The sequence below is a fragment of the Rhodanobacter sp. KK11 genome, from assembly GCF_033345435.1.
Taxonomy (GTDB): domain Bacteria; phylum Pseudomonadota; class Gammaproteobacteria; order Xanthomonadales; family Rhodanobacteraceae; genus Rhodanobacter.
Genome location: NZ_JAWPMI010000001.1, coordinates 889,622 through 915,217 on the forward strand (window position 1 = coordinate 889,622; position 25,596 = coordinate 915,217).

Sequence of the window (25,596 nt, forward strand, 5' to 3'; positions counted from 1 at the left end):
ATTTGCTCCGATCGGAGATTCAAATGAAAGACCTGCTCAATCTGTTCAATCAGCAGCGTGCGACGCCGGATTTCGACGCGATCAAGATCGCGCTCGCTTCGCCGGAGCTGATCCGCTCGTGGTCGTACGGCGAAGTGAAGAAGCCGGAAACGATCAATTACCGCACCTTCAAGCCGGAGCGTGACGGCCTGTTCTGCGCCGCCATCTTCGGTCCGGTGAAGGACTACGAGTGCCTGTGCGGCAAGTACAAGCGCATGAAGCACCGCGGCGTGGTGTGCGAGAAGTGCGGCACCGAAGTGACGCTGGCCAAGGTGCGCCGCGAGCGCATGGGCCACATCGAACTGGCCAGCCCGACCGCGCACATCTGGTTCCTCAAGTCGCTGCCTTCGCGCATCGGCCTGATGCTGGACATGACGCTGCGCGACATCGAGCGCATCCTGTACTTCGAGGCCTTCGTGGTGATCGATCCGGGCATGACCGCGCTGGAGCGCGGCCAGCTGCTCAGCGAAGACCAGTACCTGGAAGCGACCGAAGAACACGGCGACGAGTTCGATGCACGGATGGGCGCCGAGGCGGTGTTCCACCTGCTGAAGTCGCTCGACCTGCCGGGCGAAGTGATCCGTCTGAAGGAAGAGATTGCCTCGACCAATTCCGAGACCAAGCTCAAGCGCTTGACCAAGCGCGTGAAGCTGATCGAGGCGTTCCTCGAATCCGGCAACAAGCCGGAGTGGATGGTGCTGACCGTCCTTCCCGTGCTGCCGCCGGATCTGCGTCCGCTGGTGCCGCTGGACGGTGGCCGCTTCGCCACCTCCGACCTGAACGACCTGTACCGCCGCGTGATCAACCGCAACAACCGCCTGAAGCGGCTGCTCGAACTCAACGCGCCGGACATCATCGTGCGCAACGAGAAGCGCATGCTGCAGGAGTCGGTCGATGCGCTGCTCGACAACGGCCGCCGCGGCCGGGCCATCACCGGCACCAACAAGCGCGCGCTGAAGTCGCTCGCCGACATGATCAAGGGCAAGCAGGGCCGCTTCCGCCAGAACCTGCTCGGCAAGCGCGTGGACTATTCCGGCCGTTCGGTGATCGTGGTCGGCCCGACGCTGCGCCTGCACCAGTGCGGCCTGCCGAAGAAGATGGCGTTGGAACTGTTCAAGCCGTTCATCTTCGCCAAGCTGCAGGCGCGTGGCGAAGCCACCACCATCAAGGCGGCGAAGAAGCTGGTCGAGCGCGAGGAAGGCCAGGTCTGGGACATCCTCGAAGAGGTGATCCGCGAGCATCCGGTGCTGCTGAACCGCGCGCCGACGCTGCACCGTCTCGGCATCCAGGCGTTCGAGCCGAAGCTGATCGAGGGCAAGGCGATCCAGCTGCACCCGCTGGTCTGTACCGCGTTCAACGCCGACTTCGACGGCGACCAGATGGCCGTGCACGTGCCGCTGTCGATCGAGGCGCAGCTGGAAGCGCGCACGCTGATGATGTCGTCCAACAACATCCTGTCGCCCGCCAACGGCGAGCCGATCATCGTGCCGACCCAGGACGTGGTGCTGGGCCTGTACTACATGACCCGCGAGCTGATCAACGCCAAGGGCACCGGCATGGTGTTCTCCGGCATCGCCGAAGCTCGTCGTGCCTACGACAACCGTGCGGCAGAGCTGCATGCCAAGGTCAAGGTACGCCTGAAGCAGGTACATATCGGCGAGGACGGCACGCGCAGCAGCGAGACCAGGCTGGTCGAGACCACCGTGGGCCGCGCGCTGCTGGCCGAGATTCTGCCGGAAGGCCTGCCGTTCGAACTGGCCAACACCGAGCTGACCAAGAAGAACATCTCGCGCCTGATCAACTCCAGCTACCGCCGGCTGGGCCTGAAGGAAACCGTGGTGTTCGCCGACAAGCTGATGTACACCGGCTACCGGTTCGCCACGCGCGCGGGCATCTCGATCGGCATTGACGACATGCTGATCCCGGGCGAGAAGAAGACCATTCTCGACGAGGCCGAAAAGGAAGTCGTCGAGATCCAGCAGCAGTACCAGTCGGGCCTGGTCACCGCCGGCGAGCGCTACAACAAGGTGGTCGACATCTGGTCGCGCACCAGCGAGCAGGTGGCCAAGGCGATGATCGACGGCATCGGCACCGAGAAGGTGGTCGACGCCGAGGGCAACACGGTCAGCCAGAAGTCGATGAACTCGCTGTACATCATGGCCGACTCCGGCGCGCGCGGCTCGGTGGCGCAGATCCGCCAGCTGGCCGGCATGCGCGGCCTGATGGCGCGCCCGGACGGCTCGATCATCGAGACCCCGATCAAGGCCAACTTCCGCGAAGGCCTGAACGTGCTGCAGTACTTCAACTCCACCCACGGCGCCCGCAAGGGCTTGGCGGACACGGCGCTGAAGACCGCCAACTCCGGTTACCTGACCCGTCGCCTGGTCGACGTGGCGCAGGACGTGGTCATCACCATGGACGACTGCGGCACCGAAGACGGCATCACCATGCAGCCGATCGTCGAAGGCGGCGACGTGGTCGAGCCGTTGCGCGACCGCGTGCTGGGCCGCGTGGTGGTCGAGGACGTCTACGCCCCCGGCGACGACGACCGCCCGATCGTCACCCGCGACACCCTGCTCAACGAGGCGCTGGTCGAGAAGCTCGACAAGGCCGGCGTGCAGATCGTCAAGGTACGCTCGCCGATCACCTGCGAGGCCGTCCATGGCGTGTGCAAGCTGTGCTACGGCCGCGACCTGGCCCGTGGCCACCTGGTCAACATGGGCGAGGCCGTGGGCGTGGTCGCCGCGCAGTCGATCGGCGAGCCCGGCACCCAGCTGACCATGCGTACGTTCCACATCGGCGGCGCGGCTTCGCGAGCGGCGGCAGTGGACAACGTAACGGTGAAGACCACCGGTTCGCTGAAGTTCAACAACCTGAAGTCGGTGCAGCACAAGTCCGGCCATCTGGTTGCGGTGTCGCGTTCGGGCGAGCTGAGCGTGATCGATTCCAGTGGTCGCGAGCGCGAGCGCTACAAGGTGCCGTACGGCGCCGTCATCGCGGTCAAGGATGGCGCGCCGGTCAAGCCGGGCCAGACCGTGGCGAACTGGGATCCGCATACCCATCCGATCGTCACCGAGGTGGCCGGCGTGGTGCGCTTCATCGATTTCCTCGATGGCGTCACCGTGCAGAGCCAGACCGACGAGCTGACCGGCCTGGAGTCGGCGGTGGTCACCGATCCGAAGCGTCGCGGCGCGCAGGCGAAGGACCTGCGTCCGATCGTGCGCCTGGAAGACGCCAAGGGCCGCGAGCTGAAGTTGCCGGGCACCGACATCGCTGCGCAGTACTTCCTGCCGGCCGGCGCGATCGTGTCGATCCAGAACGGTGCCGAAGTGGGCGTGGGCGACGTCATCGCGCGCATCCCGCAGGAAACCTCCAAGACCCGCGACATCACCGGCGGTCTGCCGCGCGTGGCCGACCTGTTCGAGGCGCGCAAGCCGAAGGAGCCGGCGATCCTGGCCGAGCGCTCCGGCATCGTCAGCTTCGGCAAGGACACCAAGGGCAAGCAGCGCCTGATCATCAAGGACGCCGACGGCAACGAGCACGAGGAGCTGATTCCCAAGTGGCGCCAGGTCATCGTGTTCGAAGGCGAGCATGTGGAGAAGGGCGAGACCGTCGTCGACGGCGAGCCGAATCCGCACGACATCCTGCGCCTGCTCGGCGTGGAGCCGCTGGCCACCTACCTGGTCAAGGAGATCCAGGACGTGTACCGCCTGCAGGGCGTTAAGATCAATGACAAGCACATCGAGGCGATCATTCGCCAGATGCTGCGCAAGGTCGAGATCGTCGAACCGGGCGAGAGCCACTATCTGCGCGGCGAGCAGGTCGAGCGCGTGCGGATCAACGGCGAGAACGAGCGCGCGGTCGCCAAGGGCGAGCGTCCGGCCGAGTACCAGTCGGTGCTGCTGGGCATCACCAAGGCGTCGCTGGCCACCGAGTCGTTCATCTCGGCAGCCTCGTTCCAGGAAACCACCCGCGTCCTTACCGAAGCGGCGGTGCGTGGCACGCGCGATACCTTGCGTGGGCTGAAGGAAAATGTTATTGTCGGCCGTCTTATTCCGGCAGGCACGGGTCTGGCGTACCACGCATCGCGTCGCCGCCAGGGCGGTTTGACCGCCACGGAACTGGAGACTCTTTCCGGTTCCACGTCCGCAGTCTCGTTCGCCGAGGCTCCGGCCGGTAGTGAAAACGGTGTCGAGTAAGCCCGTTCAGGGTATTGCTCGCTGACATACGAAATGAGGTGCAGGGATGCACCTCGTGTTCGGGTCCAGGACGGCTGGGCGTTGGCTTGCCTATGGCAGGCCGCTCATGTTAAATTCCCGCTTCTTGGCAGACCGAGCTTATTCGGGCTGCCTTTATGTTTTCAGGAACAGCTTCGCATGACGACAGTCAACCAGTTGGTGCGCAAAAACCGCAGCCCCAAGACCTACAAGAGCGGGTCACCGGCCCTGCAGAGCAGTCCGCAGCGTCGCGGCGTCTGCACACGCGTCTACACGACCACTCCGAAAAAGCCGAACTCGGCCCTGCGCAAGGTAGCCAAGGTGCGCCTGACCAACGGCTTCGAGGTCATCAGCTACATCGGCGGCGAGGGTCACAACCTGCAGGAGCACTCGGTGGTGCTGATCCGTGGCGGCCGCGTCAAGGATCTGCCTGGCGTGCGTTACCACACGGTGCGCGGCAGCCTCGACTGCGCCGGCGTCACCAAGCGCCGCCAGTCGCGCTCGAAGTACGGCGCCAAGCGCCCGAAGAAATAATGTCATGCGGCCTTTGCTGGCCGCTTTTCAAGCGGGCAGGAATGTCCGCCAAAATAACGGACAACAAACATGTCGCGTAAAGGTTCACATCCCGCCCGTCTGGTTCTGCCCGATCCCAAGCACGGCAGCCAGCTGATCGCCCGCTTCATCAACATGGTGATGAAGAGTGGCAAGAAGTCGGTCGCTGAAAGCATCGTCTACGGCGCGTTGCAGCACATCGGCGAGAAGAACGCCGAGCCGGTGGCCCTGGTCGAGAAGGCACTGAACAACATCGCCCCGGCGGTCGAGGTGAAGTCCCGTCGTGTCGGCGGCGCCACCTACCAGGTGCCGGTCGAAGTGCGTCCGGGTCGACGCATGGCGCTGGCCATGCGCTGGGTCATCGACGCGGCGCGCAAGCGCGGCGAGACCTCGATGCCGCGCAAGCTGGCTGCCGAACTGCTGGAAGCTTCGGAGAGCCGCGGTGGTGCCGCCAAGAAGCGTGAAGAAACGCACCGCATGGCGGAAGCCAACAAGGCCTTCTCGCACTACCGCTGGTAAGCGGCTTTGTCCTGGCCGTCATCCTGACAGCCAGGACTATCCGCCACGCCTGGCGGAGCTCGGCCCGGACCGCCCCAGCTGGCGGCAAGGGCATCTCGCCGCACTGGGCGGGTCCTCAAACGAAACGCGACCCGGATGGTTGCGCTAATCAGGACAGGTTGTCCGGCAAAGGTATACATCCATGGCACGCACCACTCCTATCGAGCGCTACCGCAACTTCGGCATCATGGCCCACATCGATGCGGGCAAAACCACGACCACGGAGCGCATCCTGTTCTATACCGGCGTCAACCACAAGCTGGGCGAAACCCATGAGGGTTCGGCCACGATGGACTGGATGGAGCAGGAGCAGGAGCGCGGCATCACCATCACCTCCGCCGCCACCACGGCGTTCTGGAAGGGCATGGATGGCTCGATGGACCAGCATCGCTTCAACATCATCGACACCCCGGGACACGTGGACTTCACCATCGAGGTGGAGCGCAGCTTGCGCGTGCTCGATGGCGCGGTGTTCGTGCTGTGCGCCGTCGGCGGCGTGCAGCCGCAGTCCGAGACCGTGTGGCGCCAGGCCAACAAGTACAAGGTGCCGCGCCTTGCGTTCATCAACAAGATGGACCGCACCGGCGCCAACTTCGACAAGGTGGTCGACCAGCTGAAGTCGCGCCTGGGTGCGCATCCGGTGCCGATGGTGGTGCCGATCGGCGCTGAGGACGGCTTCGAAGGCGTGATCGATCTGCTCAAGATGAAGGCGATCATCTGGGACATGGCGTCCCAGGGCATGAAGTTCGAGTACCAGGACATCCCGGCCAATCTCGTCGACAAGGCGAATGAGGCGCACAGCTTCATGGTCGAGTCGGCCGCCGAAGCCAGCGAAGAGCTGATGAACAAGTACCTCGAGGGGAGCGCGCTTTCCGAGGACGAGATCATCGCGGGCCTGCGTCAGCGCACGCTGGCCAACGAGATCATCCCGGTCTACTGCGGTACCGCCTTCAAGAACAAGGGCGTGCAGGCCATGCTGGACGCGGTGGTGCATCTGCTGCCGTCGCCGAAGGATCGCCCGCCGGTGGGTGGCGTGGACGAGAACGAAAAGGAAGCGCATCGCGAGGCCAGCGACACGGCCCCGTTCTCCGCGCTCGCGTTCAAGATCATGACCGACCCGTTCGTCGGCTCGCTGACCTTCTTCCGTGTCTACTCGGGCGTGTTGAATGCCGGCGATTCGGTCTACAACCCGGTGAAGTCGAAGAAGGAGCGCGTCGGTCGCATCCTGCAGATGCATGCGAACGATCGTCATGAACTGAAGGAAGTCCGCGCGGGCGACATCGCAGCCGCGGTCGGCCTGAAGGACGTGACGACCGGCGACACGCTGTGCGCGCAGGATCACGTCATCACCCTGGAGCGCATGACGTTCCCGGAACCGGTGATCTCGATGGCGGTGGAGCCCAAGACCAAGTCCGATCAGGAGAAGATGGGTGTCGCGCTGAGCCGCCTTGCCGCGGAGGATCCGTCGTTCCGCGTGCGTACCGACGAGGAATCGGGCCAGACCATCATTTCGGGCATGGGCGAGTTGCACCTGGACATCCTGGTTGACCGCATGAAGCGCGAGTTCAACGTGGAGGCCAACGTCGGCAAGCCGCAGGTGGCCTACCGCGAGACGATCCGCAGCAGCGACGTGAAGTCCGACTACAAGCACGCCAAGCAGTCCGGCGGCAAGGGCCAGTACGGTCACGTGGTGATCGAGCTGTCGCCGATCAGCGATGCCGATCGTGCCGACGAGAAGCTGGCCCCGCTGATCAAGGACGATTTCCTGTTCCTCAACGAAATCACCGGTGGCGTGATTCCGAAGGAGTTCATTCCCTCGGTCGAGAAGGGTTTGCGCGAAACCATCACCAGCGGTCCGCTGGCGGGCTTCCCGGTGGTGGGGGTCAAGGTGAAGCTGGTGTTCGGCTCCTACCACGACGTCGACTCGTCCGAAATGGCGTTCAAGCTGGCCGCCTCGATGGCGTTCAAGCAAGGCTTCGCCAAGGCTTCCCCGGTGCTGCTCGAACCGATCATGAAGGTCGAGGTGGTGACGCCGGAAGACTACGTGGGCGACGTGATGGGCGACATGAGCCGCCGTCGCGGCATCCTGCGCGGCCAGGAAGACACGCCGTCGGGCAAGACCATCGACGCGTTCGTGCCGCTGGGCGAGATGTTCGGTTACGCGACGACGATTCGTTCGCTGACCCAGGGCCGCGCCACCTTCACGATGGAATTCGACCACTACGCCGAGGCGCCGAACAATATCGCCGAGCAGGTCATAAAGAAGGCATAACTTGTGCGATCTTCCTGATCGCGACGGTAACGATCAGGAAGCGGCCATTCATGGCCGCAATCTCAAAAGAAGCGGCCATTCGTGGGCGTATCGTCAAATAAGTTCTCTCAGAGGTTTGAGTCATGGCAAAGGGTAAATTCGAACGCACCAAGCCGCACGTCAACGTCGGCACGATTGGTCACGTGGATCACGGCAAGACGACGCTGACGGCGGCGCTGACGAAGGTCGGGGCGGAGCGTTTTGGTGGCGAGTTCAAGGCCTACGACGCGATCGACATGGCGCCGGAAGAGAAGGCGCGTGGCATCACGATCTCGACGTCGCACGTGGAGTACGAGTCGCCGAAGCGCCACTACGCGCACGTGGACTGCCCGGGTCACGCCGACTACGTGAAGAACATGATCACGGGTGCGGCGCAGATGGACGGTGCGATCCTGGTGTGCTCGGCGGCGGACGGCCCGATGCCGCAGACGCGCGAGCACATCCTGCTGTCGCGCCAGGTGGGCGTGCCGTACATCGTGGTGTTCCTGAACAAGGCGGACATGGTGGACGACGCCGAGCTGCTGGAGCTGGTCGAGATGGAGGTGCGCGAACTGCTCTCCAAGTACGACTTCCCGGGCGACGACACGCCGATCATCAAGGGTTCGGCACTGAAGGCGCTGGAAGGCGACCAGAGCGAGATCGGCGTGCCGTCGATCATCCAGCTGGTGGACGCGCTGGACAGCTACATTCCGGAGCCGGTGCGCACGATCGACAAGCCGTTCCTGATGCCGGTGGAAGACGTGTTCTCGATCTCGGGTCGCGGCACGGTGGTGACCGGCCGTATCGAGCGCGGCGTGATCAAGGTGGGCGACGAAATCGAGGTGGTGGGCATCCGCGACACGCAGAAGACCACGGTGACGGGCGTGGAGATGTTCCGCAAGCTGCTGGACCAGGGTCAGGCGGGCGACAACGCCGGTCTGCTGCTGCGCGGTCTGAAGCGTGACGACGTGGAGCGCGGCCAGGTGCTGGCCAAGCCGGGCACGATCACGCCGCACACGAACTTCGAGGCCGAGGTGTACGTGCTGTCGAAGGACGAGGGTGGCCGTCACACGCCGTTCTTCAAGGGCTACCGTCCGCAGTTCTACTTCCGCACCACCGACGTGACCGGTGCGGTGACGCTGCCGGAAGGCGTGGAGATGGTGATGCCGGGCGACAACGTGAAGATGACGGTGGAGCTGATCCACCCGATCGCGATGGACGAAGGCCTGCGCTTCGCGATCCGCGAGGGCGGCCGCACCGTCGGCGCCGGCGTGGTGGCCAAGGTCATCAAGTAAAACCCGCCATCCCGGCAGCTCCGCTGCCGGGATGGCTTCCGTCGTTGGTCCGGTCCGAAGGACGGGTGACGACGGGCGGAGCAGGGTGTGTCTGGATTCACTGCCTTGCCGCTTCCCTAAGGGGAAATTAGCAGGTATACTTCGCAGCTCACTTGTCGGGCGGAAGTTTTTCCGTACGACCAACCGCGAAATGAGGCGCAGGATGCGCTTCGAGTTCGCTGGCCGTGGAACGGCCCTCGCAAGTCGACGTGATCACAGGGTGGCCCTGTCGACACGTCTTTTTGCGCGAGATCCGGACTGCGCCAGGCGAGCTGACCAACGCTCGCCTGGTGTTTTTCAAGGAAGCCGCGCCATGCATCGGGCGGCGCCGAAGTGGTGGCAAAAGGTAGTGCGGAGCGGTGAGAAGCCGCTTCGTTTCACATGACGTTCTTTCGACAACAGGACACGGTTTATGGCGAACCAGAAGATTCGGATTCGGCTGAAGGCATACGATCACCGGCTGATCGACCGCTCGGCCAGCGAGATCGTCGAGACGGCGAAGCGCACGGGCGCCACGGTGCTCGGCCCGATTCCGCTCCCGACCAAGGTCGAGCGGTACACCATTCTGACGTCGCCGCACGTCGACAAGGATGCACGCGACCAGTACGAGACCCGTACCCACAAGCGCGTGCTCGACATCGTCGACCCGAACGACAAGACCGTGGACGCGCTCATGAAGCTTGATCTCGCCGCTGGCGTCGATGTCCAGATCAAGCTCGGTTGAGCGACAGACAGGATACGAAGATGAGTATCGGATTGGTTGGCCGCAAGTGCGGCATGAGCCGTCTCTTCACTGAAGATGGCCGCTCGATTCCGGTGACGCTGATTGAAGCGACGCCGAACCGCGTGACTCAGGTGAAGACGGATGACAACGATGGCTACAGCGCCGTCCAGGTTTCCGCGGGCAGCAAGCGCGCGAACCTGCTGACGCAGCCGCTGAAGGGCCATTACGCGAAGGCCAAGGTCGAGCCAGGTCGTGGTTTGTGGGAGTTCCGCGTGTCTGCCGACGACCTCGGCAAGTACACCGTGGGTACCGAGATCAAGGCCGACGACGTGTTTTCCGTCGGTCAGATCGTCGATGTCGCCGGCGTGTCGAAGGGCAAGGGCTTCCAGGGCACGATCAAGCGCTGGAACTTCAAGATGGGCGACGCCACGCACGGCAACTCGCTGTCGCATCGTGCGCCGGGCTCGATCGGCCAGCGTCAGACGCCGGGTCGCGTGTTCCCGGGCAAGAAGATGGCCGGTCAGATGGGCAACGTGAATCGCACCCAGCAGGGTCTGGAAGTGGTCAAGGTCGACGCCGAGCGCCACCTGATCGCGGTGAAGGGTGCGGTCCCCGGTGCTACCGGCGGCGACGTCATCATCCGTCCGACGACCAAGGGTTGAGGAGAGACGCCATGGAATTGAATGTCATTGGCGCCAAGCCGCTCAACGTGTCGGACGAAGTGTTCGGCGGTGAGTACAAGAAGGCCCTGGTCCATCAGGTTGTGGTTGCCTACCAGGCGGCCGGTCGTGCCGGTACCAAGGCGCAGCTGTCGCGCGGCGAGATGTCCGGTACCACCAAGAAGTTCAAGAAGCAGAAGGGCGGTGGCGCCCGTCACGGTGACTACCGTGCGCCGATCTTCGTCGGTGGTGGTGTCACGTTCGCCGCCAAGCCGCGTAGCTACGAGCAGAAGGTCAACCGCAAGGCCTATCGCGTCGCGATTCGCTCGATCTTCTCCGAGCTGGTCCGCCAGGGCCGCCTGAAGGTGGTCGAGAGTCTCGGTGTCGATACGCCGAAAACCAAGACGATGGTGGCCAAGTTGGCCGAGCTGGAGGTTTCCGGTCGCGTGCTGCTGGTGTCGGAAGACGCTTCCGAGTCGGTTTTCCTGGCCGCGCGGAACATCCCCTACATCCACGTGCTGGACGTGATGGGTCTGAATCCCGTCAGCCTGGTCGGATCCGACCATGTGGTGATGACGGTTGACGCCGTGAAGAAGGTCGAGGAGTGGCTGGCATGAACAACGAACGCATTCTCGACACGCTGCGCACGCCGCACATTTCCGAGAAATCGGCGCGTCTGGCCGAGCACAACCAGTACGTATTCGTGGTCGCCCCTGCGGCGACCAAGGCCGATGTCCGTGCTGCCGTGGAGAAAATGTTCGACGTGAAAGTCGAGCAGGTGAACCTCGTCAACACCAAGGGCAAGGTCAAGTCCTTCCGTTTCCGCGCTGGCAGCCGCCAGGGCAAGCGCAAGGCCTATGTGCGTCTTGCCGATGGCCAGACCATCGACGTGTCCGCCAAGGCCTGAGCCAGGAGTTCTGTGAGATGGCACTAATCAACCACAAGCCGACCTCGCCGGGCCGCCGTGACGCGGTGAGCGTCCGCACGGAAGGCCTGTACAAGGGCGCGCCGTACGCGGCGTTGACCGAGTCGCAGTCCAAGACCGGCGGTCGCAACCACCACGGCCGCATCACCACGCGTCATCGTGGCGGCGGTCACAAGCAGCATTACCGCATCATCGACTTCAAGCGCGACAAGGAAGGCATCGCCGCCCGCGTCGAGCGCATCGAGTACGATCCGAACCGTACCGCGCATATCGCGCTGCTGTGCTACGCCGACGGCGAGCGTCGTTACATCATCGCGCCGAAGGGCGTGCAGGTGGACGATCGCCTGGTGTCCGGGCGCGACGCGCCGATCAAGGCCGGCAACTGCCTGCAGTTGCGCAACATCCCGATGGGCAGCACCATTCATTGCATCGAACTGCGCCCCGGCAAGGGCGCGCAGATCGCCCGCAGCGCCGGCGCCTCGGTTCAGCTGGTGGCGCGCGAGTCCGGTTATGCCACGCTGCGTCTGCGCTCCGGCGAGATGCGTCGCGTCTCGGTCGATTGTCGCGCCACCATCGGTGAGGTCGGCAACGGCGAGCACAGCCTGAAGAAGCTCGGTAAGGCCGGCGCCAAGCGCTGGGTGGGTATTCGCCCGACCGTTCGCGGCGTGGTGATGAACCCGGTCGACCATCCGCACGGTGGTGGCGAAGGCAAGACTTCCGGCGGTCGTCATCCGGTCAGCCCGTGGGGCACGCCGGCCAAGGGTTACAAGACCCGCAACAACAAGCGCACGCAGCAGTTCATCGTGCGTCGTCGTACCAAGTAACAGGAAGCCGACATGCCTCGCTCTTTGAAGAAAGGTCCGTTCGTCGACCTTCACCTCGCGAAGAAGGTGGAAGCTGCGGTTTCCGCCCACAACAAGCGTCCGATCAAGACCTGGTCGCGTCGCTCGATGATCCTGCCGGAAATGGTCGGCTTGACCATTGCCATCCACAACGGCCGCCAGCACGTGCCCGTCCTGATCAACGAGAACATGGTCGGGCACAAGCTCGGCGAGTTCGCGGTGACCCGTACGTTCAAAGGCCATGTCGGCGACAAGAAGGGCAAGTGATGAGCACTGAAGCCAAAGCGATCCTGCGCGGCGCCCGCATCTCGGCGCAAAAGGCACGCCTGGTGGCTGATCTGGTTCGCGGTCTTCCCGTGGGCCGGGCCAGCGACGTGCTCACCTACACCAACAAGAAGGCCGCGCACCTTGTCCGCAAGGTGCTGCTGTCAGCCGTCGCCAACGCCGAGAACAACCTCGGCGCGGACGTCGACGAGTTGAAGGTGTCCAGCATCTTCGTCGACGAAGGTCCGGCGATGAAGCGCATGTACGCCCGTGCCAAGGGCCGTGGTTCGCGCATCCTGAAACGTACCAGCCACATCACTGTGGTTGTCGGCAACTGACTGAGGATATAGACGATGGGTCATAAAGTTCATCCCACCGGTATCCGCCTCGGCATTGCCAAGGACTGGAACGCGAAGTGGTTCGCCAACAAGGGCGATTACGCCAAGTATCTCGTGGCCGACATCAAGGTCCGCGACATGCTGAAGAAGAAGCTGGCTGCCGCCGGCATCTCGAAGATCCAGATCGAGCGCCCGGCCAAGACCGCGCGCGTGACGATCCACACCGCCCGCCCTGGCGTGGTGATCGGCAAGAAGGGTGAGGACATCGAGAAGCTGCGCAAGGAAGTCAGCGACATGATGGGCGTTCCGACGCACATCAACGTCAGCGAAGTGCGCAAGCCCGAGCTGGACGCGCAGCTGGTGGCGGAGTCGATCGCGCAGCAGCTGGAGCGCCGCATCATGTTCCGCCGCGCCATGAAGCGCTCGGTCGGCAACGCGATGCGCCTGGGTGCGCTGGGCATCAAGATCAACGTGTCCGGCCGTTTGAACGGTGCCGAGATCGCCCGTTCCGAATGGGCCCGCGAAGGTCGTGTACCACTGCATACACTGCGCGCCGACATCGACTACGGCTTCGCCGAGGCGAGCACCACCTACGGCATCATCGGCATCAAGGTGTGGGTCAACAAGGGCGAGATCTTCGACCTGGCCCAGATTGGCCAGGAGTCGAAGGACGAATCGGCCGCGCCGTCGCGCCGCGAAGGTGGCGAGGGCCGTCGTGACCGTGAACCGCGTCGTGATGGCGAAGGCCGTCGCGAGCGGTCGGCGAAGTAAGGAGAGTTGCCATGTTGCAACCCAAGCGAACCAAATACCGCAAGCAGTTCAAGGGCCGCAACGACGGCCTGGCCCAGTGCTCCAATCTCGTCAGCTTTGGCGAGTACGGCCTGAAGGCGACCACACATGGTGCGCTCACGGCGCGCCAGATCGAGGCAGCCCGTCGTTGCATCACCCGCTTCGTCAAGCGCGGCGGCAAGCTGTGGATCCGCGTGTTCCCGGACAAGCCGATCACCAAGAAGCCGATCGAAGTGCGCATGGGCGCGGGCAAGGGCGGCGTCGAGTTCTGGGTCGCCCCGATCCAGCCCGGCCGCATGCTCTATGAAATCGAGGGCGTCGACGAGCCGACGGCGCGCGAGGCGTTCCGCCTGGCCGCCGCCAAGCTCTCGGTGCAGACCCAGTTCGTGACCCGGGCGGTGATGTGATGGCCATCAAAGATATCAAGAACCAGTCGGCCGAAGAGCTGCAGCAGCATCTGCTGGACCTGCGCAAGGAGCAGTTCAATCTGCGCATGCAGAAGGGGTCCGGCCAGCTCACTCAGCCGCACCAGCTCCGCCGCGTTCGGCGTGACATCGCCCGCACGAAGTTCGTGCTCGGCGGCAAGAAGTAAGGGACGGCCGACATGAGCGACAACAAGAAGCAGACGCGCACCCTCGAGGGCCGCGTTACCAGCAACAAGATGGACAAGACGGTCACCGTGCTGGTCGAGCGCCAGGAACAGCATTGGCTGCTCGGCAAGACCATTCGCCGGTCGACCAAGCTGCACGCGCAGGACGACCTGGGTGCGAACGAGGGCGACCTCGTGCGCATCGCGGAGTGCCGTCCGTTGTCCAAGACCAAACATCACCGCGTGGTTGAAATCATCACGCGCGCCAACGTCTAAGGGAGGGTGCAGACATGATCCAGATGCAAAGCACGCTCTCCGCGGCGGACAACAGCGGCGCGAAGGAACTGATGTGCATCAAGGTGCTCGGCGGCTCCAAGCGCCGTTACGCCGCGATCGGCGACGTGATCAAGGTCACCGTGAAGGATGCGATCCCTCGCGGCAAGGTGAAGAAGGGCGAGGTTTACAATGCCGTGGTGGTGCGTACCGCCAAGGGCGTGCGTCGTCCCGATGGCTCGCTGATCCGTTTCGACGGCAATGCAGCGGTCCTCCTCAACAACAAGCTCGAGCCGATCGGCACCCGTATCTTCGGGCCGGTCACCCGCGAGCTGCGCAGCGAGAAGTTCATGAAGATCGTCTCGCTTGCGCCCGAAGTGCTCTGAGCGGAGTCAAGACAATGAACCGTATCCGCAAGGGTGATCAGGTCCTGGTGATCACCGGCAAGAACAAGGGTCAGCGCGGCGACGTGCTGCGTGTTGCAGGCGACCGCGTGTTCGTCTCCAACGTGAATCTGGTCAAACGCCACACCAAGCCGAATCCCCAGGCCAACCAGGCCGGCGGTATCGTCGAGCGTGAAGCCTCGATCCATCTCTCCAATGTGCAGCTGTTCAACCCCGCCACGAACAAGGGTGAACGCGTCGGCACCAAGACGCTCGCAGATGGGCGCAAGGTCCGCGTGTTCCGTTCGACTGGCGAGGTGGTGGACGCGTAAGGAATCACGACCATGACCCGCCTTGAAAAAATCTACAAAGAGCAGGTAGTGCCGAAGCTCACCGAGCAGTTCGGCTACCAGAACGTGATGCAGGTCCCCCGCATCACCAAGATCACGCTGAACATGGGCGTGGGCGAAGCTGCGGGCAACAAGAAGGTGCTCGAGAACGCCGTGGCCGACATGGCCAAGATCTCCGGCCAGAAGCCGATCACGACCAAGGCGCGCGTTTCCGTGGCCTCGTTCAAGATCCGCGACGGCTGGCCGATCGGCTGCAAGGTCACCTTGCGTCGCGCGCAGATGTTCGAGTTCCTCGACCGCCTGATCAACATCTCGTTGCCGCGCGTGCGCGACTTCCGCGGTGTTTCGGGCAAGGCCTTCGATGGCCGCGGCAACTACAACTTCGGCATCAAGGAACAGATCATTTTCCCTGAGATCGACTTCGACCAGGTTGATGCGCTGCGTGGCATGGACATCTCCATCACCACCACCGCCAAGACCGACGAAGAAGCGAAGGCCTTGCTGGCCGCGTTCAGCTTCCCGTTCCGCAACTGATAGACGCGAGAGATATCCATGGCAAAGACCTCGATGGTCAACCGCGACATCAAGCGGACCAAACTCGCCCGGAAGTTCGCCGCCAAGCGTGCCGAGCTGAAGGCGATCGTGCTGAGCCCCAGCGCCTCCTACGAGGAGAAGATGGCGGCCCAGTCCAAGCTGCAGAAGCTGCCGCGCGATGCCAGCCCGGTGCGTCAGCGCACCCGCTGCGCGCTGACCGGTCGTCCGCGCGCCGTCTACGTCAAGTTCGGCCTGGGCCGCAACAAGTTGCGTGAAGCGACCATGCGCGGCGACGTACCCGGCCTGCGCAAGGCCAGCTGGTAATCCGTTTGCAGGACCGGCCGGCGGGCAGGGCCCGTCGCTGGTTCACCCGGTCGCGTCGACACGCGGCCGGTGGATACGACTACCGTATCGCTGTTCGCCAAAACCTGAAAATGCTGCTATAGTCGGCGGTCTGCGCAAGGCAGGCTGGCGTCCGTGTCAGCTCACAATCTGATTGATTTCCGGTTTTATCGGATATCGGTGCACTCTGAAGGATGTTTTCATGAGCATGACTGATCCCATCGCCGATCTGTTCACGCGCGTCCGCAATGCCCAGGCCATGGGCAAGCCGACCGTGCGTATGCCGTCGTCGAAACTGAAGTTGGCGATCGCCAACCTCCTCAAGAACGAGGGCTACATCCTCGACGCCAAGACTTCCACCGAGGAAGGCAAGCCGGTGCTCGAGATCAAGCTCAAGTATTTCGAGGGCCAGCCGGCCATCGAGCGCATTTCCCGTGTTAGCCGCTCCGGCCTGCGCGTGTATCGCGGCAAGGACGAGTTGCCGAAGGTCCTCGGTGGCCTGGGTATCTCGATCATCTCGACTTCCGCCGGTCTGCTGACCGATGCGCAGGCCCGTGCCAAGGGCCTGGGCGGCGAAGTCATCGGCCAAGTGGCATAAGGAGTCTGTCGATGTCACGTGTTGCCAAACAACCCATTTCCCTGCCCAAGGGTGTCGAGCTGACTGTCGGCAACGACAGCATCTCCGTGAAGGGCCCGAAGGGCACGCTGTCCGTGCACCAGCTGCCGGGCGTCACCGTCGCCGTGGACAGTGGCGTGGTGAACATCGGCCTCGTCGAAGGCGCCGACGACAAGTTCGCCGGTACCGCCCGCGCGCTGCTGGCCAACATGATCACCGGTGTCTCCACCGGCTACGAGCGCAAGCTTGAGCTGGTCGGTGTCGGCTATCGCGTCGCCATGCAGGGCAAGTCGCTGAACCTGAGCCTGGGCTTTTCCCATCCGGTGGTGTTCGATGCGCCGGAAGGCATCAGCATCGAAACCCCGACGCAGACCGAGGTCCTGATCAAGGGCGCGGACAAGCAGGCGGTGGGCCAGGTTGCGGCCAAGATTCGCGGCTTGCGTCCGCCCGAGCCGTACAAGGGCAAGGGCGTGCGCTACGCCGGCGAGAAGATCACCCTGAAGGAAGCCAAGAAGGCTTAAGTGCGCTGCCCCTGCGCGAAAGACCGGCCATCCATGGCCGGACTCTTCACCAAGAGCAGATGACAGTCATCCCAAGCCGATCCGCTTTCAAGGAAACATGACGATGAACAAGAACGAAAACCGCCTGCGTCGAGCCAAGTCCACCCGCGCCCGCATCCGCAAGCTGGCCGTGGCCCGCCTGTCGGTGCACCGCACCGGCCAGCACATCTATGCGCAGGTGTTCGACGCCTCCGGCAAGAACGTGGTGGCGGCTGCCTCCACCGTGCAGAAGTCGGTGGCCGAAGGCCTGAAGGGCACCAAGAACCTGGCTGCCGCTGCTGCGGTGGGCAAGGCCGTCGCCGAGCGCGCGAAGGCCGCGGGCATCGAATCGGTCGCGTTCGACCGTTCCGGCTTCCGCTACCACGGCCGCATCAAGGCGCTGGCCGATGCGGCTCGCGAGGCCGGTCTGCAGTTCTGAGCAACACCCGGGTCAGGGCATGCCCTGATTTCCATTGCGTCACCTACAACTCCAAGCGGCATCGCCGCAAACGAAGTCCCGGCTCGTCGGGCACATGGAAAAGAACATGTCTTCTACCGATCGCGAAAATTCCGACGGCCTGCTGGAAAAGCTGATTGCCGTCAACCGTGTGGCCAAGACCGTCAAGGGTGGCCGCCAGATGAGCTTCACCGCACTGACCGTGGTCGGTGACGGCGAGGGCAAGGTTGGCTTCGGCTATGGCAAGGCGCGCGAAGTGCCGGTGGCCATCTCCAAGGCGATGGAGCGTGCCCGCCGCCAGATGGTGAACATCGAATTGAACAACGGCACCCTGTGGTATGCCGTGAAGGCGAACCATGGTGCGGCCCGCGTGTACATGCAGCCGGCTTCCGAGGGTACCGGCGTGATCGCCGGCGGCGCCATGCGCGCCGTGCTCGAAGTGGTCGGCGTGAAGAACGTGCTGGCCAAGGCGGTCGGCTCGCGCAACCCGATCAACCTGGTGCGCGCCACAATCAAGGGTCTGCAGGCGGTCGCCTCGCCCAAGAAGATCGCCGCCAAGCGTGGCAAGACCCTGGAAGAGGTGCTGGGCAATGGCTAAGAAGAACGAAACCGCCGCTACCGTGCGCGTGCGCCTGGTCAAGGGGCTGCGCGGCGTGCAGGCCCGCCATCGCCTCAGCGTGAAGGCGTTGGGTCTGAACAAGACCAACGACGTCCGTGAACTGAAGGACAGCCCGCAGGTCCGTGGCCTGATCAACACGGTCTACTACCTGGTTCGGGTCGAGGAGTAAGCATCATGCGTCTGAACAACATCAAGCCGGCCGCCGGTTCCCGCAAGACGCGCCTGCGCGTCGGTCGCGGCATCGGCTCGGGCCTGGGCAAGACCGCCGGTCGCGGCCACAAGGGTCAGCACGCCCGTGCGGGCGGCACCCACAAGTACGGCTTCGAGGGCGGCCAGATGCCGCTGCAGCGCCGGTTGCCGAAGGTCGGCTTCCGCTCGAAGAAGCAGGCCGAGAGCCAGGAAGTGTTCCTGTACCAGCTGGCCGCCCTCAAGGGCGACGTGATCGACGTCGTGGCGCTGCATCAGGCTGGCCTGATCAACAGCCGCGCGAAAAAGGTCAAGGTGGTGCTCAAGGGCGAGATCGGTCGCGCGGTGAAGTTGTCCGGCCTGCTGGCTACCGCCGGCGCCAAGGCAGCCATCGAGGCTGCCGGCGGCAGCGTGGAGTAATCAGGTGGCAGCAGCCAAGGGCAATGCACTCGGCAAGCTCGGCAAGCTGACGGAGCTGCGCCAGCGCATCTTCTTCGTGATCGGTGCGCTGGTGGTGTTCCGGCTCGGTTCGTTCATCCCGGTTCCGGGCGTCAATCCGGAGGCGATGACCAACCTGGTCAACGGCAACGGCCTGATGGACATGTTCAACATGTTCTCGGGCGGCGCGCTGGAGCGCTTCTCGGTGTTCGCGCTGGGCGTGATCCCGTACATCTCGGCGTCGATCGTGTTCCAGATGATGGGCGCGGTGGTGCCGAGCCTGCAGAGCCTGCGCAAGGAAGGCGAGGCCGGCAAGCGCAAGATGACGATGTATACGCGCTATGCCACGGTGGCGCTGGCGGCGTTCCAGTCGTTCGGCATCGCGGTGGCGTTGCAGGGGCAGGTGGCTGCCGGCGGAGCGCCGGTGGTCTACACGCCCGGGTTCGGCTTCATCTTTTCGTCCGTGGTAGGGCTCACCGCCGGCACCATGTTCCTGATGTGGCTGGGCGAGCAGATGACCGAGCGCGGTATCGGCAACGGCATCTCGCTGCTGATCTTCGCTGGTATCGTCGCCGGCTTGCCGGGTGCAGTGGTGCATACCTTGGGCATGGCCAGCAACGGCGAGCTCTCGCTGATCAAGCTGCTGATGGTGTTTGCCCTGGCACTGGGCGTGACCGCGTTCGTGGTGTTCATGGAGCGCGCCCAGCGGCGCATCACGGTGAACTACGCGCGGCGCTCCGGCGGCCAGAAAGCCTACATGAACCAGAGCTCCAGCCTGCCGCTGAAGATCAACATGTCGGGCGTGATTCCGCCGATCTTCGCCTCGAGCCTGCTGATGTTCCCGGCGACCGCGGTGAGCTGGTTCACCACTGGCCAGCAGTCGCGCTGGCTGCAGGACCTGACCCAGGCGCTGAGTCCGGGTAATCCGCTATACGAAACCATCTTCTCGGTGATGGTGATCGGTTTTGCGTTCTTCTACACGGCGATCGTGTTCAACGCCGACGAGACCGCCGACAACCTCAAGCGCTCGGGCGCGCTGATTCCCGGCATCCGCCCCGGCAAGGCCACAGCCAACTACATCGATGCGGTGATGACGCGCCTGACCGGTGTTGGCGCACTGTATCTGGTGCTGGTCTGCCTGGTGCCGTCGTTCATGCAGAGCGCGTGGCACGTACCGTTCTATTTCGGCGGCACGTCGTTGCTGATCGTGGTGGTGGTGGTGATGGACTTCACGGCGCAGGTGCAGGCGCATCTGGTCAGTCACCAGTACGAAAGTCTGCTCAAGAAGGCCAATCTCCGTCGCAACTAGTGGCTGCTGGGCGAGCGGGATCGGTCGAAGTCGGGAGCTGGCGGCACCTTGGTGCCGCAGGGCTTTCCAGTCAGGGTAATTCAGGTTAGAATTGCGCGTTTGCCGCGCAAGAAACGCATCGGAGAAAGTACATCATGGCGCGCATCGCGGGTGTCAATTTGCCGGTCCAGAAGCATGTCTGGGTCGGTCTGCAGAGCATTTACGGTATCGGCCGCAGCCGGGCCAAGAAGGTCTGTGTGGATGCTGGCGTGGTTCCCACCACCCAGATCAAGTCCCTCAGTGAAGGCGAGGTGGAGAAGCTCCGCCACGAAATCGCCAAGTACACCGTCGAAGGCGATCTGCGCCGCGAGGTGGGCATGGCCATCAAGCGCCTGATGGACCTGGGCTGCTACCGCGGCCTGCGTCATCGTCGCGGCCTGCCGGTGCGCGGCCAGCGCACGCGTACCAACGCACGCACCCGCAAGGGCCCGCGTCGCGCCATCAAGAAGTAAGTAACGGATTCCGAACATGGCCAAGCCTGTCAAGACCAAGAAGAAGATCAAGCGCGTTGTCACGGATGCCGTGGCCCACGTGCAGGCCTCCTTCAACAACACCATCGTCACCATCACCGATCGCCAGGGCAATGCCCTGTCGTGGGCGACCGCCGGCGGCGCCGGTTTCCGCGGCTCGCGCAAGTCGACCCCGTTCGCCGCGCAGGTGGCCGCCGAGAAGGCCGGTCGCGCCGCAGGCGACTACGGCGTGAAGACGGTGGAAGTGCGCATCAAGGGCCCGGGCCCGGGCCGCGAGTCGGCGGTGCGTTCGCTGAACGCGTTGGGCTACAAGGTGCTCAACATCATCGATGTCACGCCGATTCCGCATAACGGCTGCCGTCCCCCCAAGAAGCGTCGAGTGTGATTTTTGCGATCATCCCTGATCGCGCGAATCAAGAACCGGCCTTCCTTGGCCGGACTATTCAAAAAAAGAGACTACCCATGGCACGTTATCGTGGAGCTACCTGCAAGCTCGCCCGCCGCGAAGGCGCTGACCTGAGCCTCAAGAGCCCGGCCCGCGCGCTCGACTCCAAGTGCAAGCTTGAGAACAAGCCCGGCCAGCACGGCGCCAACAAGCGCATGCGCATGTCCGACTACGCCGTGCAGTTGCGCGAGAAGCAGAAGGTCAAGCGCATCTACGGCGTGCTCGAGCGCCAGTTCGGCAACTACTACACCAAGGCGACCACCCTCAAGGGCAACACCGGCGAGAATCTGCTGCGTCTGCTCGAGAGCCGCCTGGACAACGTTGTCTACCGCATGGGCTTTGCGGTCACCCGCGCCCAGGCCCGCCAGTTGGTGGCCCACAAGGCGATCCTGGTGAACGGCAAGAAGGTGAACATCCCTTCGTACCAGGTGCGTCCAGGTGACGCGGTCGCACTGACCGAGCGCGCCCGCAGCCAGCTGCGTGTGCAGGAAGCGGCGACCGTGTTCGACACCATGGACCTGCGTCCGGGTTGGGTCGAAGTCGACAGCAAGAAGTTCGAAGGTACGTTCAAGTCGGTGCCGGATCGTGGCGATCTGCCGTCCGACATCAATGAAGCCCTGATCGTCGAGCTTTACTCGAAGTAATTTTACCGGAGCTCTGCATGGCAGTTTCGTCAACTAGCGTACTGCGGCCGCGTGGCCTCAGCGTCGAACAGCTCGGGGCCAACCGTGCCAAGGTCGTGGTCGAGCCGCTCGAGCGTGGCTTTGGCCATACCCTGGGCAACGCGCTGCGTCGCGTGCTGCTCTCCTCGATCCCCGGCAGCGCCATCGTCGAGGTCGAAATCGATGGCGTGCTGCACGAGTACACCACCCTGGAAGGCCTGCAGGAGGACGTGATCGAAGTCCTGCTGAACCTCAAGGACGTGGCGATCCGTCAGCACAGCGGCGACGAGGTCACCCTGACCCTGTCCAAGAAGGGCAAGGGCGTGGTCACGGCCGGCGATATCGTCGTCGACCACTCGGTGGAGATCATCAACCCCGAGCACGTGATCTGCCATCTGACCAAGGACATCGCGCTCAACATGCGCCTGAAGGTGCGCCGCGGCGTCGGCTACCAGCCGGCCAGCGCGCGCCAGCATCCGGACGACGAGGCGCGTCCGATTGGTCGCCTGCAACTGGACGCATCGTTCGCACCGGTGCTGCGCGTGGCTTACGAAGTGGATGCCGCTCGCGTCGAGCAGCGCACCAACCTCGACAAGCTGGTGCTGGACATCGAGACCAACGGCACCATCGGTGCCGAGGACGCGGTGCGCAAGGCGGCCGAGATCATCAATGATCAGCTGTCGGTGTTCGGCGATTTCTCGCGCCGCGAGAGCGCCACCGACAAGGCGGAGAAGAGCGGTTTCGATCCGCTGCTGCTGCGCCCGATCGACGACCTGGAGCTCACCGTGCGTTCGGCGAACTGCCTGAAGGCTGAGAGCATCTACTACATCGGCGACCTGGTGCAGAAGACCGAGGTCGAGCTGCTGAAGACGCCGAACCTGGGCAAGAAGTCGCTCACCGAGATCAAGGACGTGCTGGGCGGCCGTGGCCTCGCGCTCGGCATGAAGCTGGAGAACTGGCCGCCGCCGGGGCTGTCGCACGGCATGCAGCTGGGCTGATGAGTTGCCTGTGCGATCATCCGTGATCGCCGCAGTTGGAACGGTTGTCGTCAAGGCAGCCGTTCCAGTGTTTCAGAAGTCTATCGGCGGCCGTCCATGGCCGCGGCGCAATTTTTTTGCGATCGTCCTTGATCGCTGCGCCATGTACGTTCGGCGAGCGCATATCTTGCGTTGTTTTCCGAACACCAGAAGCGGCCATCCATGGCCGCGCTCTTAAAAAAGCCCGTATCAACAAGGGCTTCATCAGCGGGCAACCGCGGGAAGCCGGACACAGGTGCCGGCTTTTCATAACAACAGACCAGAGAGAGTTTCGTCATGCGCCACATGAAATCCGGACGCAAGTTCAACCGGACCAGCAGCCACCGCGAGGCGATGTTCAAGAACATGGCTTCGTCGCTGTTCAAGCACGAGCTGATCCGCACCACCCTGCCGAAGGCGAAGGAACTTCGCCGCGTGGCCGAGCCGCTGATCACGCTGGCCAAGACCGATGGCGTGGCCAATCGCCGCCTTGCCTTCTCGCGCCTGCGCGACAAGGAAGCGGTGGGCAAGCTGTTCGTCGAGCTGGGCCCGCGCTACAAGGAGCGTCCCGGTGGCTACCTGCGCATCCTGAAGTGCGGTTTCCGCGACGGCGACAACGCGCCAATGGCGTACGTCGAACTGGTCGGTCGCCCGCAGGTCGAGGCCGTCGACGCCGAGTAAGGCGGTCGGCCGTGGCCGATCAGGCGCGGCGTTCAGGCGTCCAGACACGAAACCCGGCCGGGCGACCTGCCGGGTTTTCGCGTATGTGGATTGTGCCCGCCCGGGTAGATCTCCTGGATGCCGTTTGCCTGCTGACAGCGTCTCGGCGAAGCGGTAATGTCACGGATTCCGCAACGCAGCAATCCATCATGAATCCATTCCGCTGGTCGTACCGTGTCAGTTTCCTCGTCGGCTTCCTGATCTGCGTGGGCCTGCTCGGCTTTGCGCTGTACGCCGAGTATGGGCTGGGCATGACACCGTGCCCGCTGTGCATCTTCCAGCGCATCGCGTTCCTGTTCATGGCGGTGTTCTTCCTGCTGGGCGGCCTGCACGCGCCGCGTGGCAATGGTCGCTGGGCCTATGCCGGGCTGGTGCTGGCCGGCGCGACGGGCGGCATCGTCACCGCCGGCCGTCACCTCTGGCTGCAGAGCCTGCCGGCCGACCAGGTGCCTTCCTGCGGCCCCGGCCTGGGCTACATGCTGGATGCGTTCCCGTTCTCCAAGATGCTGAAGCTGGTGTTCACCGGCTCGGGTGAGTGTGCCAAGGTCGAGCCGATCCTCGGCCTGCCGATGCCGGCCTGGACGCTGTTGTGGTTCGTCGCGTTGGCCGTGCTGGCGATTGTGGCAGCGCGACGCCGGGCCCTTGCGAAGTGAGCGTTCCCGTTGCCACCCAGGGTCGTGCGATGAATCCAGCCGTGTCCGATTTCCGCGCACCCGCCGACTGGGCGCCCGACTCGTGGCAGCGACGCGTGGCGTTGCAGCAGCCGCATTACGACGATGCGGACGAGCTGGCTGCCGCCGGCGCCCACCTTGCCCAGCTGCCGCCGCTGGTGACCTCGTGGGAGGTGCTGGCGCTGAAGCAGGCGCTGGCCGAAGCGCAGCAGGGCGGGCGTTTCCTGCTGCAGGGCGGCGACTGCGCGGAGAGCTTCGCCGACTGCACCAGCCCGGTGATCTCCAACCGGCTGAAGGTGCTGCTGCAGATGAGCCTGGTGCTGGTGCACGGGCTGAAGAAGCCGGTGCTGCGCGTCGGTCGTTTCGCCGGGCAGTACGCCAAGCCGCGCTCGGCCGATCATGAGACCCGTGACGGCGTGTGCCTGCCCAGCTTCCGCGGTGACCTGGTCAACGGTCCGGAGTTCACCGCCGCTGCGCGCCGTCCCGATCCGCAGCGGATGATCCGGGCGCATGCGCATTCCGCGCTGACGATGAACTTCGTGCGCGCGCTGATCGATGGTGGCTTCGCCGATCTGCACCATCCGGAATACTGGGACCTGGCCTGGGTCGAGCATTCGCCATTGGCCGCCGAATACCGCCAGATGGTCGCCGCCATCGGCGACTCGCTGCGCTTCATGGAAACCCTGGCCGGCCCGATCGCCGGCTTCTCCAAGGTGGATTTCTTCACCTCGCACGAAGCGCTGCTGCTGCACTACGAACAGGCGCTGACCCGCCAGGTGCCGCGCCATCCCGGCTGGTTCAACCTGTCCACCCACTTCCCGTGGATCGGCATGCGCACCGCCGCGTTGGATGGTGCGCACGTGGAATATTTCCGCGGCATCCGCAACCCGGTGGCGGTGAAGGTCGGTCCCTCGGTGACGCCGGACCAGTTGCTGCCGCTGATCGATGCGCTGAACCCGGACGACGAGCCAGGCCGGCTGACTCTGATCCACCGCATGGGCCACGCACAGATCGCGCAGGCGCTGCCGCCGCTGCTGGAGGCGGTGAGGCGTGAGGGCCGGCGCGTGCTGTGGGTGGCCGACCCGATGCACGGCAACACCGAAAGCACCTCGAACGGCTACAAGACCCGCCGCTTCAAGAACATCCGCGGCGAGCTGGAGCAGGCTTTCGACATCCACGCCGCCGCCGGCACGCGGCTGGGTGGCGTGCACCTGGAGCTGACCGGTGAGGACGTCACCGAGTGCGTCGGTGGCGCGCGCGGCCTCACCGAGGCCGATCTTGCGCGCGCCTACAAGTCGATGGTCGATCCGCGCCTGAACTACGAGCAATCGCTGGAGCTGGCCATGCTGATCGTGCGCAAGTCGGTCAACGGGCACGGTTGACGCACTCGGCGGCGCGTTCGGAAAA

35 protein-coding genes are annotated in these 25,596 nt (G+C 64.1%); 34 read left to right on the forward strand and 1 reads right to left on the reverse strand.

Features of this window, described 5'->3' with window-relative positions; translation table 11 throughout:
- The first annotated feature begins 23 nt into the window (after positions 1-23).
- The 31 genes from rpoC to rpoA all read left to right on the forward strand — a co-directional run bounded on the left by rpoC (position 24) and on the right by rpoA (position 22,780).
- Entirely contained in the window at positions 24-4,238 is a 4,215-nt protein-coding gene (gene rpoC / locus R5H19_RS03875) for a DNA-directed RNA polymerase subunit beta' (RefSeq protein ID WP_318157652.1), read from the forward strand.
- A gap of 177 nt (positions 4,239-4,415) precedes the next feature.
- Positions 4,416-4,790 carry a 30S ribosomal protein S12 gene (rpsL, locus tag R5H19_RS03880; RefSeq protein WP_007083021.1) on the forward strand — a complete coding sequence of 125 codons (375 nt, stop codon included), beginning with the start codon at positions 4,416-4,418 and terminating at the stop codon, positions 4,788-4,790.
- Positions 4,791-4,859: 69 nt separating this feature from the next.
- The gene (gene rpsG / locus R5H19_RS03885) at positions 4,860-5,327 is read left to right on the forward strand and encodes a 30S ribosomal protein S7 (protein WP_007514548.1); all 468 of its coding nucleotides are present in this window, start codon (positions 4,860-4,862) and stop codon (positions 5,325-5,327) included.
- 181 nt (positions 5,328-5,508) lie between these two features.
- The gene (gene fusA / locus R5H19_RS03890; protein ID WP_318157653.1) at positions 5,509-7,638 is read left to right on the forward strand and encodes an elongation factor G; all 2,130 of its coding nucleotides are present in this window, start codon (positions 5,509-5,511) and stop codon (positions 7,636-7,638) included.
- Positions 7,639-7,760: 122 nt separating this feature from the next.
- Positions 7,761-8,951 (forward strand): elongation factor Tu, encoded by a 1,191-nt coding sequence (gene tuf / locus R5H19_RS03895; RefSeq protein ID WP_318157645.1) that lies wholly within the window; start codon positions 7,761-7,763, stop codon positions 8,949-8,951.
- 451 nt (positions 8,952-9,402) lie between these two features.
- Positions 9,403-9,714: a 30S ribosomal protein S10 gene (gene rpsJ, locus R5H19_RS03900; RefSeq protein ID WP_318157654.1), complete on the forward strand. Its 312-nt coding sequence runs from the start codon at positions 9,403-9,405 to the stop codon at positions 9,712-9,714.
- Positions 9,715-9,734: 20 nt separating this feature from the next.
- On the forward strand, positions 9,735-10,376 hold the full coding sequence (gene rplC / locus R5H19_RS03905) for a 50S ribosomal protein L3 (protein ID WP_318158151.1): 642 nt from the start codon (positions 9,735-9,737) through the stop codon (positions 10,374-10,376).
- An 11-nt stretch (positions 10,377-10,387) separates the two neighbouring features.
- Positions 10,388-10,990, forward strand: a complete 603-nt coding sequence (gene rplD, locus R5H19_RS03910) for a 50S ribosomal protein L4 (RefSeq protein ID WP_318157655.1) — start codon at positions 10,388-10,390, stop codon at positions 10,988-10,990.
- Positions 10,987-11,280, forward strand: a complete 294-nt coding sequence (gene rplW, locus R5H19_RS03915; protein WP_318157656.1) for a 50S ribosomal protein L23 — start codon at positions 10,987-10,989, stop codon at positions 11,278-11,280. Before rplD ends, rplW begins: the two co-directional genes overlap by 4 nt.
- Before the next feature lie 17 nt (positions 11,281-11,297).
- A complete protein-coding gene (gene rplB / locus R5H19_RS03920) occupies positions 11,298-12,122 on the forward strand; it encodes a 50S ribosomal protein L2 (RefSeq protein ID WP_114341282.1) in 825 nt (274 codons plus the stop codon).
- Between the two features lie 12 nt (positions 12,123-12,134).
- On the forward strand, positions 12,135-12,407 hold the full coding sequence (gene rpsS, locus R5H19_RS03925) for a 30S ribosomal protein S19 (protein WP_007513347.1): 273 nt from the start codon (positions 12,135-12,137) through the stop codon (positions 12,405-12,407).
- The gene (rplV, locus tag R5H19_RS03930) at positions 12,407-12,742 is read left to right on the forward strand and encodes a 50S ribosomal protein L22 (RefSeq protein ID WP_007082179.1); all 336 of its coding nucleotides are present in this window, start codon (positions 12,407-12,409) and stop codon (positions 12,740-12,742) included. The genes rpsS and rplV overlap by 1 nt, the downstream gene beginning before the upstream one ends.
- 15 nt (positions 12,743-12,757) lie before the next feature.
- On the forward strand, positions 12,758-13,513 hold the full coding sequence (gene rpsC, locus R5H19_RS03935; RefSeq protein WP_318157657.1) for a 30S ribosomal protein S3: 756 nt from the start codon (positions 12,758-12,760) through the stop codon (positions 13,511-13,513).
- A gap of 11 nt (positions 13,514-13,524) precedes the next feature.
- Entirely contained in the window at positions 13,525-13,938 is a 414-nt protein-coding gene (rplP, locus tag R5H19_RS03940) for a 50S ribosomal protein L16 (RefSeq protein WP_108473258.1), read from the forward strand.
- Positions 13,938-14,123 carry a 50S ribosomal protein L29 gene (gene rpmC / locus R5H19_RS03945; protein WP_318157658.1) on the forward strand — a complete coding sequence of 62 codons (186 nt, stop codon included), beginning with the start codon at positions 13,938-13,940 and terminating at the stop codon, positions 14,121-14,123. Before rplP ends, rpmC begins: the two co-directional genes overlap by 1 nt.
- A 12-nt stretch (positions 14,124-14,135) precedes the next feature.
- Entirely contained in the window at positions 14,136-14,396 is a 261-nt protein-coding gene (gene rpsQ, locus R5H19_RS03950) for a 30S ribosomal protein S17 (protein ID WP_318157659.1), read from the forward strand.
- A gap of 14 nt (positions 14,397-14,410) precedes the next feature.
- Complete coding sequence (gene rplN / locus R5H19_RS03955; RefSeq protein ID WP_007513359.1) at positions 14,411-14,779, forward strand: 50S ribosomal protein L14; 369 nt, start codon at positions 14,411-14,413, stop codon at positions 14,777-14,779.
- Between the two features lie 14 nt (positions 14,780-14,793).
- Positions 14,794-15,108 (forward strand): 50S ribosomal protein L24, encoded by a 315-nt coding sequence (rplX, locus tag R5H19_RS03960; protein WP_318157660.1) that lies wholly within the window; start codon positions 14,794-14,796, stop codon positions 15,106-15,108.
- A gap of 12 nt (positions 15,109-15,120) precedes the next feature.
- The gene (rplE, locus tag R5H19_RS03965; protein ID WP_318157661.1) at positions 15,121-15,660 is read left to right on the forward strand and encodes a 50S ribosomal protein L5; all 540 of its coding nucleotides are present in this window, start codon (positions 15,121-15,123) and stop codon (positions 15,658-15,660) included.
- 18 nt (positions 15,661-15,678) lie between these two features.
- The gene (gene rpsN / locus R5H19_RS03970) at positions 15,679-15,984 is read left to right on the forward strand and encodes a 30S ribosomal protein S14 (RefSeq protein WP_318157662.1); all 306 of its coding nucleotides are present in this window, start codon (positions 15,679-15,681) and stop codon (positions 15,982-15,984) included.
- 220 nt (positions 15,985-16,204) lie between these two features.
- Positions 16,205-16,600, forward strand: coding sequence for a 30S ribosomal protein S8 (gene rpsH / locus R5H19_RS03975; protein ID WP_318157663.1), 396 nt, complete (start codon positions 16,205-16,207; stop codon positions 16,598-16,600).
- Positions 16,601-16,611: 11 nt separating this feature from the next.
- A complete protein-coding gene (gene rplF / locus R5H19_RS03980; protein WP_318157664.1) occupies positions 16,612-17,139 on the forward strand; it encodes a 50S ribosomal protein L6 in 528 nt (175 codons plus the stop codon).
- Between the two features lie 97 nt (positions 17,140-17,236).
- Complete coding sequence (gene rplR / locus R5H19_RS03985) at positions 17,237-17,596, forward strand: 50S ribosomal protein L18 (protein WP_318157665.1); 360 nt, start codon at positions 17,237-17,239, stop codon at positions 17,594-17,596.
- A gap of 106 nt (positions 17,597-17,702) precedes the next feature.
- Complete coding sequence (gene rpsE / locus R5H19_RS03990; RefSeq protein WP_056387080.1) at positions 17,703-18,212, forward strand: 30S ribosomal protein S5; 510 nt, start codon at positions 17,703-17,705, stop codon at positions 18,210-18,212.
- Positions 18,205-18,402 (forward strand): 50S ribosomal protein L30, encoded by a 198-nt coding sequence (gene rpmD / locus R5H19_RS03995; protein ID WP_114341274.1) that lies wholly within the window; start codon positions 18,205-18,207, stop codon positions 18,400-18,402. The genes rpsE and rpmD overlap by 8 nt, the downstream gene beginning before the upstream one ends.
- Before the next feature lie 5 nt (positions 18,403-18,407).
- On the forward strand, positions 18,408-18,839 hold the full coding sequence (gene rplO / locus R5H19_RS04000) for a 50S ribosomal protein L15 (RefSeq protein WP_318157666.1): 432 nt from the start codon (positions 18,408-18,410) through the stop codon (positions 18,837-18,839).
- 4 nt (positions 18,840-18,843) lie between these two features.
- A complete protein-coding gene (gene secY / locus R5H19_RS04005) occupies positions 18,844-20,166 on the forward strand; it encodes a preprotein translocase subunit SecY (RefSeq protein ID WP_318157667.1) in 1,323 nt (440 codons plus the stop codon).
- Positions 20,167-20,300: 134 nt separating this feature from the next.
- Positions 20,301-20,657: a 30S ribosomal protein S13 gene (rpsM, locus tag R5H19_RS04010; protein WP_008435464.1), complete on the forward strand. Its 357-nt coding sequence runs from the start codon at positions 20,301-20,303 to the stop codon at positions 20,655-20,657.
- Between the two features lie 16 nt (positions 20,658-20,673).
- Complete coding sequence (gene rpsK / locus R5H19_RS04015; RefSeq protein WP_007513384.1) at positions 20,674-21,060, forward strand: 30S ribosomal protein S11; 387 nt, start codon at positions 20,674-20,676, stop codon at positions 21,058-21,060.
- Between the two features lie 77 nt (positions 21,061-21,137).
- Positions 21,138-21,764: a 30S ribosomal protein S4 gene (gene rpsD / locus R5H19_RS04020; protein WP_318157668.1), complete on the forward strand. Its 627-nt coding sequence runs from the start codon at positions 21,138-21,140 to the stop codon at positions 21,762-21,764.
- A gap of 17 nt (positions 21,765-21,781) precedes the next feature.
- Entirely contained in the window at positions 21,782-22,780 is a 999-nt protein-coding gene (rpoA, locus tag R5H19_RS04025; protein ID WP_007513388.1) for a DNA-directed RNA polymerase subunit alpha, read from the forward strand.
- An 80-nt stretch (positions 22,781-22,860) separates the two neighbouring features.
- On the opposite strand, the gene R5H19_RS04030 is transcribed toward rpoA, so the two are convergent.
- Positions 22,861-23,097 (reverse strand): hypothetical protein, encoded by a 237-nt coding sequence (locus R5H19_RS04030; protein ID WP_318157669.1) that lies wholly within the window; start codon positions 23,095-23,097, stop codon positions 22,861-22,863.
- On the opposite strand from R5H19_RS04030, the gene rplQ reads away from it, so the two are divergent.
- From rplQ to R5H19_RS04045, 3 genes are all read left to right on the forward strand, one after another.
- Entirely contained in the window at positions 23,096-23,479 is a 384-nt protein-coding gene (rplQ, locus tag R5H19_RS04035) for a 50S ribosomal protein L17 (RefSeq protein WP_108473269.1), read from the forward strand. The genes R5H19_RS04030 and rplQ overlap by 2 nt on opposite strands.
- Positions 23,480-23,667: 188 nt before the next feature.
- Positions 23,668-24,171: a disulfide bond formation protein B gene (locus R5H19_RS04040; RefSeq protein WP_318157670.1), complete on the forward strand. Its 504-nt coding sequence runs from the start codon at positions 23,668-23,670 to the stop codon at positions 24,169-24,171.
- 29 nt (positions 24,172-24,200) lie between these two features.
- Positions 24,201-25,571, forward strand: coding sequence for a 3-deoxy-7-phosphoheptulonate synthase class II (locus R5H19_RS04045; RefSeq protein WP_318157671.1), 1,371 nt, complete (start codon positions 24,201-24,203; stop codon positions 25,569-25,571).
- Positions 25,572-25,596 lie beyond the last annotated feature (25 nt).